Below are 12,652 nucleotides of genomic sequence, written 5' to 3' on the forward strand. Positions count from 1 at the left end.
AAAAACCCCCGCCATTGGCGGGGCTTGTCACTGTGGGTATCGGCCATCAACCAGCCTGCTGTTCACGCTCGATGGCGCGCCAGCCGATGTCATTGCGATAGAAGACACCATCCCACTGGATCCGGGCAGCCAGCTGATAGGCGCGCTGCTGTGCTTCAGCCACAGTGTGGCCCAGCGCGGTGGCGCACAACACCCGGCCACCGGCGGTCACTACGGTATCGCCCTCAAGGCGGGTACCCGCGTGGAATACCTTCTCGCCGCTCGCCTCTTCCACCGGCAGGCCGCTGATGGCCTTGCCCTGCTGGTAGTCGCCGGGATAACCGCCAGCAGCCAGCACCACACCAATGGCTACGCGGGGGTCATAATTCGCTTCTACCTGATCCAGCTTGCCGGCACAGGCGGCCAGACAGAGTTCCACCAGATCGGAGCGCATCCGCAGCATGATGGGCTGGGTCTCGGGATCGCCGAAACGGCAGTTGAATTCGATCACCTTGGGATTGCCCTGACCGTCGATCATCAGGCCAGCGTAGAGGAAACCGGTGTAGACGTTGCCCTCGGCCGCCATGCCTCGCACGGTCGGCATAATCACCTGCTCCATCACCTTGCGGTGTACTTCATCAGTCACCACTGGCGCCGGCGAATAGGCGCCCATACCGCCGGTATTGAGACCGGTATCGCCATCCCCTACCCGCTTGTGATCCTGACTGGTCGCCATCGGCAGCACATGCTCGCCATCGACCATGACGATGAAGCTCGCCTCTTCTCCTTCCAAAAACTCCTCGATCACCACCCGAGCACCGGCGTCGCCAAAAGCATTGCCGGAGAGCATGTCGCGCACGGCCTCTTCGGCCTCGGTCAGGGTCATCGCTACGATCACCCCCTTGCCTGCGGCCAGACCATCGGCCTTGATGACGATGGGCGCCCCCTTCTCGCGTAGATAAGCCAGCGCTGGCTCAACCTCGGTGAAGTTCTGGTACTCGGCAGTCGGGATGGCGTGACGGGCTAGGAAATCCTTGGCAAAGGCCTTGGAGCCCTCCAGCTGGGCAGAAGCCGCGGTCGGACCGAAAATGGCCAGCCCCTCGGCACGGAAGGCATCGACCACCCCTTTCACCAGCGGCGCTTCCGGGCCAACGATGGTCAGACCGATGCGCTGCTCCTTGGCAAACGCCAGCAGAGCCGGGATATCGGTAGCAGCGATGGCCACGTTCTCGATGCTCCCTTCGTGCGCGGTGCCGGCATTGCCGGGGGCGACGAAGACCCGGGTCACCAGAGGGGATTGCTTGGCTTTCCAGGCCAGGGCGTGTTCGCGGCCACCATTGCCAATGATCAGTACTTTCATCGTATCGCTCGCTTCTATGTGGGTCACAGGCTTCCGCCAGAGGGAAGCCGGTCGCAATAGTCAGTGGAAAAGAGACAACAAAAGGGCCGCCCGTGGCGGCCCTGATCCATCAGTGACGGAAGTGACGCATGTTGGTGAATACCATGCACATGCCGTGCTCGTCGGCGGCGTCGATCACCTCCTGATCGCGCATCGAGCCACCCGGCTGGATCACGCAGGAGATACCGGCGGCGGCGGCGGCATCGATGCCGTCGCGGAACGGGAAGAAGGCATCGGATGCCATGACGGAGCCCGCCACGGTCAGCCCTTCATCTGCCGCCTTGATACCGGCAATCTTGGCCGAATAGACGCGGCTCATCTGGCCGGCGCCAACGCCGATGGTTTGGCCATCTTTGGCGTAGACGATGGCGTTGGATTTAACGAACTTGGCCACTTTCCAGCAAAACAGCAGATCTTGCAGCTCGGCCTCGGTCGGCTGGCGCTTGCTGACCACGGTCAGGTCACCAAGCGTCACCATGCCGAGATCCCGCTCCTGCACCAGCAGGCCGCCGTTGACGCGCTTGAGGTCAAACCCTTGCGCCGGAGCAGTCCACTGACCGCATTCAAGCAGACGCACGTTCTGCTTGGCGGCGACCGCAGCGCGGGCCTCCTGGCTGACAGTCGGGGCGATGATCACCTCAACAAACTGGCGGGCAACGATGGCAGCGGCAGTGGCGCCATCCAGCTCACGGTTGAAGGCGATGATGCCGCCAAAAGCAGAGGTGGGATCGGTTTGGTAAGCGCGATCGTAGGCACTCAGCAGGTCGTTACCGACGGCCACGCCGCAGGGATTGGCATGCTTGACGATGACGCAGGCCGGCTCATCGAACTCTTTGACGCACTCCAGCGCCGCATCGGTGTCGGCGATGTTGTTGTAGGAGAGCGCCTTGCCTTGCAGCTGAACCGCGCTGGAGACGGAACCCGGCGCGGCATGCTCTTCGGCGTAGAAAGCAGCAGCCTGATGACTGTTCTCGCCGTAGCGCATGTCCTGCTTCTTGATGAACTGGCTGTTGAAGGTGCGCGGGAAGCGGGACTCCTCGTCAGCTTCCTTGTTGTCACCGTAGGAAGGAACCATGGTGCCGAAGTAGTTGGCGATCATGCCGTCGTAGGCGGCGGTGTGCTCGAAGGCGGCGATGGCCAGATCGAAACGGGTTGCCAGTTTCAGGCTGTTACCGTTGGCATCCATTTCGCGAATAACGCGATCGTAGTCGGCGGCTTTGACGACGATGGCGACATCTTTGTGGTTTTTAGCCGCAGAGCGCACCATGGTCGGGCCGCCGATGTCGATGTTCTCGACCGCATCGGCCAAAGTGCAGCCCGCTTTGGCAACGGTAGCAGCAAAGGGGTAGAGGTTGACGACAACCATGTCGATGGGGGAGATAGCGTGCTGGGCCATGATGGCGTCATCCTGATCCCGACGGCCGAGAATGCCGCCATGAACCTTGGGATGCAGGGTCTTGACCCGGCCATCCATCATTTCAGGGAAACCCGTGTAGTCGGAGACCTCGGTCACCGGCAGACCCGCCTCGCCGAGCAACTTGGCAGTACCGCCAGTAGAGAGCAGGGCGACGCCGCGTTCGTTGAGTGCCTTGGCAAATTCCAGAATGCCGGTTTTGTCAGACACACTCAGCAGTGCACGGCGAATGGGTCGAGCTTGTTCCATCACACTATCGTCCTCAACATAACGGGGACCGTTCCATGGGAGGCGAGGCTCAACACAGAGAGTCCCCAAATAAATGGAAGTGGGGGGATTTCGCAAACCACTCTCGCCACAGGCCTGACAACGGCAAAAGTGCTTTAAGAAATGCCCGCTTGGTGCGGCGCTCTCTTATGGGCGCGTATTCTACACAAAAAATGTGACGGGTGGTGGATTTTTTAAATAGCAAAACCCTTGTGTGGCGCGGCGTTAAACGTTTGCCACTTGATTTTTGCCAAACGTTTGCCATTTAAGGGTTTTATGGCAAAAGAGCGGCCAAACCAACTTTTGTCTGCCCCTTTTATGCCCTTGGCTGGCAATCGTCCGGCAAAGGGGTGATAGTGGGTTCCGGTTTTGTTGAGTCGCATATCCAAGGGGAGAAAAGGGCATGTACCGGATCGGTGAACTGGCCAAGGCGTGCGGGGTCAAGGCAGATACCCTGCGTTTTTACGAGAAGAACGGGCTCATCTCGCCGGGGATCCGTAACGAATCCGGCTACCGTCTCTACAGTGAGCAGGACAAGCGACGGCTGGAGTTCATCATTCGCGCCAAGTCGGTGGGCTTCTCCCTTGCAGATATCGGCGAGCTGCTCGATCTCGATACCAACAAGGCCAAAGTCACCTGTCAGGAGGTAAAAGCGGTAGCTGACACCAAGCTGGCCCAAGTGGAGCAGAAGATCATCGAACTGACCCGCTTTCGCGACAACCTGCGCGAGCTCTCCAATATCTGCTGCGGCGGGCCGCGCTCGGCGGAGCACTGCGCCATTCTGGAGACTCTGGAGTCGGGAGCTCCCGCTCATCACGAGCATCATAACCACGATGAGCATGACCACGTTGGCTGACGGCACCAGCCCGCTCATTGCACCAGCGGCGATTTGGTGACAAACTCGCCGCGTTTTTAACCGGTGCCAGTGCATCCGGTTACCGGGCACTCATCTGAAGAGGCGCCAGCTGCGAAAACCGCCATCCAGACACAAGAGTCAACACAGCAAGAGCAAGAAGAGGAGCCATTATGGCCAAGATTCGGGTCGACCAACCCGCCCTCCCCCGTGAGGAAGATGCGCAAGGGGGCAACTATGCCCATCAGCGCGGCGAGATAAAGGATAACCATCTGCACGCCCTGCTCTCCGATCCGCTGTTTCGCAGCCGGGTCGAGCGCAACAAGAAGGGCAAGGGGAGTTACCAGCGCAAGGCCAAATTTGGCAAGCGGTGGGAGCCCGGCCAACAGCAGATGATCCGCGTCTGCTGCTGAGCGGGTTTCTACCGACCATAAACAATCAGGGCGCCAATGGCGCCCTGATTGTTTTGACAGAAGAAGCGATTTGGCAACGCCAACTCACCGCCTCAAAAGCGCGACTCAACAGGACGCTTACTCATCCATAAACAGTTCGAGCAGCACGTTGAGATAGCGATGACCGAGGGTGGTAAGCTGCCAGCTGTCGCCCAGATCGTCGATCAGCTCCTTGCTCTGGGCAATGGTCAGCACCGTCTCCACCCGCTCCAGTGGCAAGCCGGTATAGGCCTCGAACTCCGCCTTGGGGGCCGGTTCAAACAGGCGGAAGCGGTTCATAAAGTATTCGAGCGGTAGATCGTCTGCCGTCACCTGCCACTGCTCGTCCAGATAGGGGCGGCTCTTGTCCAGATACCCTTTCGGATGCTTCACCTTGGCAGTGCGCAGGATCTGCTGATCCGCGAGATCGGTCACTTTGCCGTGGGCACCGCAACCAATCCCCAGGTAGTCGCCAAAGCGCCAGTAGTTGAGGTTGTGACTGCACTGATAGCCCTCTTTGGCGTAAGCCGAGATCTCGTACTGGCGATAACCACTGGCGGTGAGCATGGCGTGGCCCTGTTCGTAGATGTCCCACAGGGTGTCATCTTCCGGCAGTGTGGGAGGTTTGGAGGCAAACGCCGTGTTCGGCTCTATGGTGAGCTGATACCAGGAGAGGTGCGGCGGCGCGCAGTCGATAGCCTGCTGCAGGTCATAAAGGGCGTCATCCAGACTCTGATCCGGCAGACCGTGCATCAGATCCAGATTGAAGGTGGGCAACTTGATGGCATGGGCCAGTGCAGCGGCTTTGCGCGCCTCTTCCGGGCCGTGAATGCGGCCGAGCCGGGTCAGCTTCTCCTGCTGGAAGCTCTGCACGCCGATGGAGATACGGTTGATGCCAGCGCGCTGGAAACCGGCGAACTTGTCCGCCTCCACCGTGCCTGGGTTGGCCTCCATGGTGATCTCGCAATCTGTAGTGAGCGGAATGCGGGCCCGTACCCCGTCCAGCAGGGTTTGCATCGCCTCGACCGTCAGCAGGCTGGGGGTGCCGCCGCCGATAAAGATCGAGGAGAGCGGTCGCCCCTGGGCCCACTTCAGATCCTGATCCAGATCCTCCAGCAGGGCGGCGACATATTCGAGGTGAGGCAACTCCCCTTTCTGGGCATGGGAGTTGAAGTCACAGTAAGGGCACTTCTGGACGCACCAGGGCACATGAATATAGAGAGAGAGCGGCGGCAGTTGCAGCATGGACGTTCCAATAAAACGGGGGCTCAAGGCCCCCATTGTAGATGACAATATGCGATGGGCGGTGGGGGCTTAACTCAGTGAGCCGCCAGCGCCGCTTTCAGTTTGGCCAGCGCCTGGGCACGGTGGCTCAGCTGGTTCTTCAGCTCGGCCTGCATCTGGGCCGCGGTGCAGTCGTGGTCCGGCACGAAGAAGACGGGGTCATAGCCAAAACCATGCTGACCGCGCTGCTCGTCGATGATCATCCCTTCCCAGCTTGCCTGACAGATGATGGGGGTGGGATCGTCGGCGTGGCGCATATAGACCAGCACACACCAGAAGCGGGCGCTCTTGAGATAATCGGGCGCACCTTTGAGCTCAGCCAGCAGCTTCTCGATATTGGCCTTGTCACCGGCACCCTGACCGGCAAAGCGGGCGGAGTAGACCCCGGGACGACCCTGCAGCAGATCCACTTCCAGACCGGAGTCATCGGCAACCGCGGGCAGGCCGGTGATGCGGGCGGCGTGGCGCGCCTTGATGATGGCGTTTTCAACGAAGGTGGTGCCGGTCTCGTCGGCATCGGAGACAGCAAACTCGCTCTGCGGGATCACCTGGATCTTCATGTCGGCCAGCATGGCGGCCAACTCCTTCACCTTTTTCTGGTTACCTGTTGCCAGGACAAGCTTGTTCATCGAGCACCTCCGCAAAAATAATCAGCGCATTCTATGCGGCGCAAGCGTTTAGTAAAAGCGCCAATTACAGCTGCTGCCATGGCTTGAGCGGGAGTTATCCCCCTTTCAATAGAGCGCTTTTTGATACATGTTTCCGCAGAGGAATAACCGAAGTGATTAAATACCATTTCTATTCATTACTTTGAGCCAGTAGACTCGCGCACCAATTCAATTCCGGCTGATAGAGAGGTGACAGATGCCATTGATTCTTTTACTCGTACTGCTGGTGCTGTTCAGCCCGTTGGCCATCGACATCTACCTGCCCGCCATTCCGCAGATGGCCGAACAGCTCGAGGCGGAAGTGACCCTGATGCAGGGCACCATCACCTGGTTCCTGTTCAGCATGGGGCTGGGACAACTGCTGGTCGGTCCGCTGGCCGACCGCTATGGCCGCAAACCGGTTGCTCTGGGCGGCGTGCTGCTCTACGGTCTGAGCGCGCTGGGGGCCGGTTTCGCCGCCAGCCTCGGCGAATTGATGCTGGCGCGAGTACTGCAGGGCTTTGGCGCCTGCGCCACCTCGGTCGCCGCCTTCTCGGTGGTACGTGACAGCTATGGCCCGAAAAAGAGCGGCCAGATGATCTCCTATCTCAATGGCGCCATCTGCTTTATCCCGGCCCTGGCCCCCCTGCTCGGTGGCTGGCTCACAGCCAAGGCGGGCTGGTCGGCCAACTTCTGGTTTATGGCCGGTTATGCGGTCATCGTCGGCAGCTGGCTGCTGTGGCGGATGCCGGAGACCCGCCCGGAGGAGACCCGCAGCGAAGGGGCCCTCATCAGCTGGTCGCGCTACAGCCCGGTACTACGCTCCCCCAGCTTCCTGTTCAACGCGGCGCTGTGCATGCTGGCGATGGCGGTGATCCTCGCCTACGTCACCGCTGCGCCGGTACAACTGATGGTGAAGCTGGGGCTGGATATGAGCGGCTTTAGCTACTGGTTTACCGCCAACGCTGCGCTCAACATTCTGGCCTGTTTCATGGCCCCGCGCTTTATTGCCAAAGTGGGGCCAAGACGCACCCTGCGTATCGGCCTGCTGGTACTGATGCTCTCGGCCATCGCCCTGACCCTCGCGATGCACATCGAACATCCGCTGGCAATGATGGGACCGGTATTCCTCTCCAGCATCGGCTTTGCCATGATCCTGGGTTCGGCCGCCGGGATGGCGCTGGCACCATTCGGCCACTGCGCCGGTACCGCCGCCGCCCTGCTCGGCCTGTTCCAGATGAGCGGCTCCGGTGCACTGGTTGGCCTGACCGGCGCCCTGATGCACGACCCGCTCAGCCAGCTGGCACTGCATATGTGGCTGCTGCTGCCACCGCTGGTGATGCTGATGACACGCCGCGGACGCCGCTTGTGTTTGCAATAAATCCTGTGCTCTGATGGGCACACTCAGGGGGCCATGGGCCCCCTTCTCATTTGTCACTCGACGTCAGCGGAGAACACTGATGAGCCACTCTCTCAACGCCGCCCTAGTGGGCTATGGCTTTGCAGGCAAGACCTTCCACGCCCCTTTCCTCTCCACCACCCCGGGCTTGTCCCTGAGTTGGGTGGTGAGCCGCGATGCCGCCAAGGTGCAGGCCGATCTGCCCGGCTGCCGGGTCGGTTCACTGGAAGAAGTGCTGAGCGATGAGACAGTCGATCTGGTGGTGATCGCAACCCCCAACGATACCCACGCTCCTCTGGCCCGTCAGGCGCTGCTGGCAGGCAAACATGTGGTGATCGACAAGCCGTTTGCACTGGATCTGGCCGAAGCGGCAGAACTGGTCGAGTTGGCCGAAAAGCAGCAGCGACTGCTCAGCATCTTCCACAACCGCCGTTGGGACGGGGATTTCCTTACCGTGCGCCGTTTGATTGCCGAGGGGATACTGGGGCAGATCGCCCAGTTCGAGTCGCACTTCGATCGCTATCGCCCCGAAGTGCGCCAGCGCTGGCGCGAAGCGGGTGGCCCGGGTTCCGGACTCTGGTTCGATCTCGGCCCCCATGTGCTGGATCAGGCGCTACAGCTGTTCGGCCAACCGGACTGGCTGCAGGCAGACCTTGCCGGACAGCGCCCCGGCGCCCTGGCTGATGACTACTTCCATGTGGTGCTGGGCTATGGTGAACGGTCTGGCGAGATGCGAGTGATCCTGCATGGCAGCTGTCTGGTATCGGCCACCATGCCCCGCTTTGTCATTCACGGCAGTCAGGGCTCGTTCGTCAAATTCGGTATGGATGTACAGGAAGATCAGCTCAAGCTGGGCAAGCGGCCACCTGCAGCGGATTGGGGGCTGGATAGCGAACCCGGTCAGCTCAGTCGTATCGTGGATGGCCAATTGCAGCAACAGAGCCTGACCGGCGAAGGGGGGGATTACGGCGCCTACTACCGCGGTGTCTGTGCCGCCATCAGAGGTGAGGGAGATAACCCGGTACCCGCCACGGAAGCGTTGGCGGTGATGGCACTGCTGGACCTTGCCCGCGAGAGCAACCGCTTGGGGCAACGGCTGAGCTGTCAGAAGCTGTCTGACTAACGCGGTATAGGTTGCCGCTCTGACAGATATGGATACCGTTTAAACTGCCAATCAACATCAATAACTTGGTGGTTTATTGTGCATCAACCGCAAATAAGCGGCATCTTGTATTGATATCAGTCGTTGCAGTGGCGCTTTTTATCCACTGCACGAAAAAATGTCATTGTGATATCCGTTTTCATCGGTAACCAATGGGGCTATATTGCGCCCGCCTGCCTGAGTCCCGGCCTCTTGTTTTATTCCGGGTCAAGGTGGGCGCAGTGATGGTTGTTTCGACCATCTCTCCATCTTTTTTTGAGGGAATGCACATGAACAAAGTACTGGTAGCCGGTATCCTGGGTCTGATGTTGACTGCTTGCGGTCAGAAAGAAGAGAAAGCTGCCGCTCCTGCTGCTGCTCCGGCCGCCGAAGTTGCTGCAACTGTAGAAAAAGCTGCTAGCGAAGCCACCTCTACCGTAGAGAAAGCTGCTTCCGAAGCGACTGCAACCGTAGAAAAAGCGGCTGACAAGGCTGCTACCAAGGTTGAAGCTGCAGTGAGCGATGCCAAGGCCAACTAAGCCTGCACCTCATTCGAAGGCGGGTCCGAAGGCAACTTCGGGCCCGTTTTTTTATCTGCCGCTCAAGGCGCCGGATTAATCAGCGAGGTGAGGATGTGATCCTCCCAGCGGCCATTGATCATCAGATACTCCCGCGCATACCCCTCCCGCTCGAATCCGAGTCGCTCCAGCAAGGCGCCGCTACGCAGGTTGGCGGGCATATAGCAGGCCATGATGCGATGCAGTCCCTGCTCGCGAAACAGATAGTCGATGGCGGCAGTCAGGATCTCCTGCATCAGCCCCTGCCCCTCATGCTGCCGGTCGATGGCATAGCCGAGGTGACACGCCTTGAAGATCCCCATCATTATGTTGCTGAAGTTGCAGGTGGCGATCACCCGCTCACCCGCCGGATCGAGTGCCACCAGATTGACGCCGGTACCGTTGAAAAACTGGCTGTAGCTATCCTGCAGCCGGTTATGCCAGTAAGAAAGGGTGTAGAAATGCTCGTCGCGCAGCGGCTCCCACGGGGTAAGGTGGTCGCGATTGCGCCGGTAAAAATCGAGGAGCATCGGGGCCTGATCGGGGGTCAGCAGCGTCAGGTGGGCCCGCGGGGTTTTGATATGGGGCAACGCCATCAGGAGTCTCTCTGCCCGAGCCATTCGTCGCGCAGCAGGCTGTAGTGAACATGATCCACGACCCGGGAACCCAGCCGCTCCGCGCGCCGGGTAATCCCCTCCTGCTGCATCCCGAGCCGCTCGCAGACGGCTCTGCTGGGCTCATTGTCGGTCGCGGCAGTGATCTCCACCTTCTCCATCCCCATCTCCTCAAAGGCGTGATGGATCAGCGCATGACAAGCCCGGGTAATGATGCCGTTGCCCTGCCAGCGCTCCGCCAGCCAGTAGCCGATGACCACCTTGCCCAGATCGTGATCGATGCTGTTGTAGCCAATGACCCCAACCACCTCCCCCTGATACTCGATGGCGGTGGTCAGCCCCTCGCCACGGGCAAACTTCTCGATGGCATGACGGATAAAAGTTGCGCTGTCGGCTGAACGCAAAATGAAAGGGGGCCAAGGCAGCCATTGGGAGAGGTACTCCCGGTTGTCATTGCAGAGGGCAAACAGCTCGCTCGCCATGTCTGGCTGCAAGAAGAGCAGCGCCAGCTCGTCATCCAACTGCCATGAAAACATGGGATTCTCCTTTTAAATCAGTCGCCAAAACATGGGGCAGCCCCAATGTAGCCAATCGCAACTTGGCACGCCAGCCACTTTTGCCGCCTCCTCATTTCCCCTCTTGGTACGAAGAGGCGGCAGCCCAGAACTATTTATCTCCCTCCAAAGAGGAGGGTGGCTCTCTGAAACCGGATAACTCTCTTTGAACGGCTCCTTTTGATGCCAAAAATGGGCCATTCAGCAGATCCTGCTACCCCTCTGTGCTGCGCTGTCACATCTGACAGGAGGCACTTTTTTCCCCCCGAACTAGCTTGAAAACGCCCGACCAAGGGTCGGTTCAACAACATCATCGATTTAAGGAAAGAAGAGATGAATAAAGTATTTCTGGCCGTGGCACTGGCCTGTTGGGGAGGTGCCGCCATGGCGGCACAAGAAGTCGAGATCAACGTTAACGCAAGCAGCGCCAGAGCAATGTCTGGGCTCAATGCCGGCTCCGGCACACTGCAGCTGGAAGATGGCGAGTTTCGTCAGGTACGGGTAGTCAAACTGCCCAACGGACAACAGCGGATCCGTTACGAGCAGACCTGGAACGGCATTCCGGTAATGGGCCAGGTCGTGGTGGCCGACAAGAGCCTGAGCGGCCAGCTGCAGCAGGCCACCGGGCGCATGCTGCGCCAGATTGATCAGGATGTGGCGAGCCCGGTCGCAACCCTCTCGCCACAGGATGCCGCCAGCAAGGCCAAGGCGGGCAGCAAGGGGAGCAACGAGCAGATCAAGCTTTACGTGATGCAGGACGAGAACGGTCTGGCCAGACTGGTCTATCAGGTCTCCTTCGTTGCGGAAGGTGACAAACCGAGCCGCCCCTTCGTCATCCTCGATGCCCAGAGCGGCGAGGAGCTCAAACGCTGGGAGGGGATCAACCACAAGGATGCCACCGGCCCGGGGGGCAACATCAAGACCGGCAAATACTTCTATGGCACCGACTTTGGCCCGCTCATCGTCGATGACAACTGCCGGATGACCAGCCCCAACGTCGATACCATCAACCTCAACCACGCCACCTCTGGCGGCACCATCCACCAGTTCACCTGCCCGGAGAACCGGGTCAAGGAGATCAACGGCGCCTACTCGCCGCTCAACGACGCCCACTACTTCGGCAACGTGGTATTCGACATGTACCGCAACTGGTACAACACGGCGCCATTGACCTTCAAGCTGAAGATGCGGGTTCACTACAGCAAGAATTACGAGAACGCCTTCTGGGATGGCAGCCAGATGACCTTCGGGGATGGGGCCACCACCTTCTACCCGCTGGTAAGCCTTGACGTGGCGGCCCACGAGGTGAGCCACGGCTTTACCGAACAGAACTCGGGGCTGGTCTACTCGGGTCAGTCCGGGGGGATCAACGAGGCCTTCTCCGACATGGCGGGGGAAGCGGCCGAGTTCTACATGAAGGGGAGCAACGACTGGCTGGTCGGGGCGCAGATCTTCAAGGGCAACGGCTCCCTGCGCTACTTCGAGGATCCGACCCGGGATGGCAAATCAATCGGACATGCCAGCGACTACTACGACGGCATCGACGTGCACCACAGCTCTGGGGTCTATAACCGCGCCTTCTACCTGCTGGCCAACAGCAGCGGCTGGAACACCCGCAAGGCGTTCGAGGTGTTCGTGCTGGCCAACCGCCTCTACTGGGGCGCCAATACCGACTACCAACAAGGGGCCTGCGGCGTCAGCCGGGCCACTGCCGATCTGGGCTACAACAAGGCCGATGTGGCACGGGCCTTCCAGACCGTCGGGGTCGATGCCAGCTGCGGTACGACGCCACCAAGCGACAACGAGCTGAAAAACGGCGTGCCGCTGAGCAATCTCTCCGCCAGCAAGGGGGGCAAGCTCAACTACACCCTGACCGTACCGGCGGGCACCAAGTCACTGCAGATCAACAGCAGCGGCGGCACCGGTGATGCCGACCTCTACGTCCGCTTTGGCTCTGCCCCCACCAGCAGCAGCTACGACTGCCGTCCCTACAAGGGCGGTAACAACGAAAGCTGCTCGTTCACCAATCCCAAGGCAGGTACCTGGTACGTCCAGCTCTCCGGCTTTGCTGCATTCAGTGGCGTGACCCTCAAGGCCAGCTACTGATCCTCTG

12 protein-coding genes are annotated in these 12,652 nt (G+C 60.0%); 6 read left to right on the forward strand and 6 right to left on the reverse strand.

Annotation, left to right across the window (positions count from 1 at the left end; all coding sequences use genetic code 11):
* Window positions 1-46 precede the first annotated feature (46 nt).
* Together purD and purH are read right to left on the reverse strand one after the other, a co-directional pair.
* Entirely contained in the window at window positions 47-1,339 is a 1,293-nt protein-coding gene (gene purD, locus AACR93_RS14620; protein WP_043851138.1) for a phosphoribosylamine--glycine ligase, read from the reverse strand.
* 109 nt (window positions 1,340-1,448) lie between these two features.
* Complete coding sequence (gene purH, locus AACR93_RS14625) at window positions 1,449-3,041, reverse strand: bifunctional phosphoribosylaminoimidazolecarboxamide formyltransferase/IMP cyclohydrolase (RefSeq protein ID WP_043851139.1); 1,593 nt, start codon at window positions 3,039-3,041, stop codon at window positions 1,449-1,451.
* A gap of 421 nt (window positions 3,042-3,462) precedes the next feature.
* Between purH and zntR the strand changes: the two genes are divergently transcribed.
* Both zntR and AACR93_RS14635 read left to right on the forward strand, forming a co-directional pair.
* Window positions 3,463-3,915: a Zn(2+)-responsive transcriptional regulator gene (gene zntR / locus AACR93_RS14630; protein WP_041209144.1), complete on the forward strand. Its 453-nt coding sequence runs from the start codon at window positions 3,463-3,465 to the stop codon at window positions 3,913-3,915.
* A 170-nt stretch (window positions 3,916-4,085) separates the two neighbouring features.
* The gene (locus AACR93_RS14635) at window positions 4,086-4,325 is read left to right on the forward strand and encodes an alternative ribosome-rescue factor A (protein WP_041209143.1); all 240 of its coding nucleotides are present in this window, start codon (window positions 4,086-4,088) and stop codon (window positions 4,323-4,325) included.
* 117 nt (window positions 4,326-4,442) lie between these two features.
* Here the strand turns inward: AACR93_RS14635 and hemW are convergent, their stop codons facing one another.
* Window positions 4,443-5,588 carry a radical SAM family heme chaperone HemW gene (hemW, locus tag AACR93_RS14640; RefSeq protein ID WP_043851140.1) on the reverse strand — a complete coding sequence of 382 codons (1,146 nt, stop codon included), beginning with the start codon at window positions 5,586-5,588 and terminating at the stop codon, window positions 4,443-4,445.
* A gap of 74 nt (window positions 5,589-5,662) precedes the next feature.
* A complete protein-coding gene (rdgB, locus tag AACR93_RS14645; RefSeq protein WP_043851141.1) occupies window positions 5,663-6,256 on the reverse strand; it encodes an RdgB/HAM1 family non-canonical purine NTP pyrophosphatase in 594 nt (197 codons plus the stop codon).
* Between the two features lie 235 nt (window positions 6,257-6,491).
* On the opposite strand from rdgB, the gene AACR93_RS14650 reads away from it, so the two are divergent.
* From AACR93_RS14650 to AACR93_RS14660, 3 genes are all read left to right on the forward strand, one after another.
* Complete coding sequence (locus tag AACR93_RS14650) at window positions 6,492-7,655, forward strand: multidrug effflux MFS transporter (protein WP_043851142.1); 1,164 nt, start codon at window positions 6,492-6,494, stop codon at window positions 7,653-7,655.
* Window positions 7,656-7,734: 79 nt separating this feature from the next.
* The gene (locus tag AACR93_RS14655; RefSeq protein WP_043851143.1) at window positions 7,735-8,796 is read left to right on the forward strand and encodes an oxidoreductase; all 1,062 of its coding nucleotides are present in this window, start codon (window positions 7,735-7,737) and stop codon (window positions 8,794-8,796) included.
* 308 nt (window positions 8,797-9,104) lie between these two features.
* The gene (locus AACR93_RS14660; RefSeq protein WP_043851144.1) at window positions 9,105-9,353 is read left to right on the forward strand and encodes a hypothetical protein; all 249 of its coding nucleotides are present in this window, start codon (window positions 9,105-9,107) and stop codon (window positions 9,351-9,353) included.
* Window positions 9,354-9,415: 62 nt separating this feature from the next.
* Here AACR93_RS14660 and rimJ read toward each other — a convergent pair whose 3' ends face one another.
* Window positions 9,416-9,967: a ribosomal protein S5-alanine N-acetyltransferase gene (gene rimJ, locus AACR93_RS14665; protein ID WP_043851145.1), complete on the reverse strand. Its 552-nt coding sequence runs from the start codon at window positions 9,965-9,967 to the stop codon at window positions 9,416-9,418.
* A complete protein-coding gene (locus AACR93_RS14670) occupies window positions 9,967-10,521 on the reverse strand; it encodes a GNAT family N-acetyltransferase (protein ID WP_043851146.1) in 555 nt (184 codons plus the stop codon). The genes rimJ and AACR93_RS14670 overlap by 1 nt, the downstream gene beginning before the upstream one ends.
* A 351-nt stretch (window positions 10,522-10,872) precedes the next feature.
* Here AACR93_RS14670 and AACR93_RS14675 point away from each other — a divergent pair, with 351 nt between their 5' ends.
* Window positions 10,873-12,645 (forward strand): M4 family metallopeptidase, encoded by a 1,773-nt coding sequence (locus tag AACR93_RS14675; protein WP_042030666.1) that lies wholly within the window; start codon window positions 10,873-10,875, stop codon window positions 12,643-12,645.
* Window positions 12,646-12,652: the final 7 nt, after the last annotated feature.

This window comes from Aeromonas sp. L_1B5_3 (assembly GCF_963866575.1).
Taxonomy (GTDB): domain Bacteria; phylum Pseudomonadota; class Gammaproteobacteria; order Enterobacterales; family Aeromonadaceae; genus Aeromonas; species Aeromonas jandaei.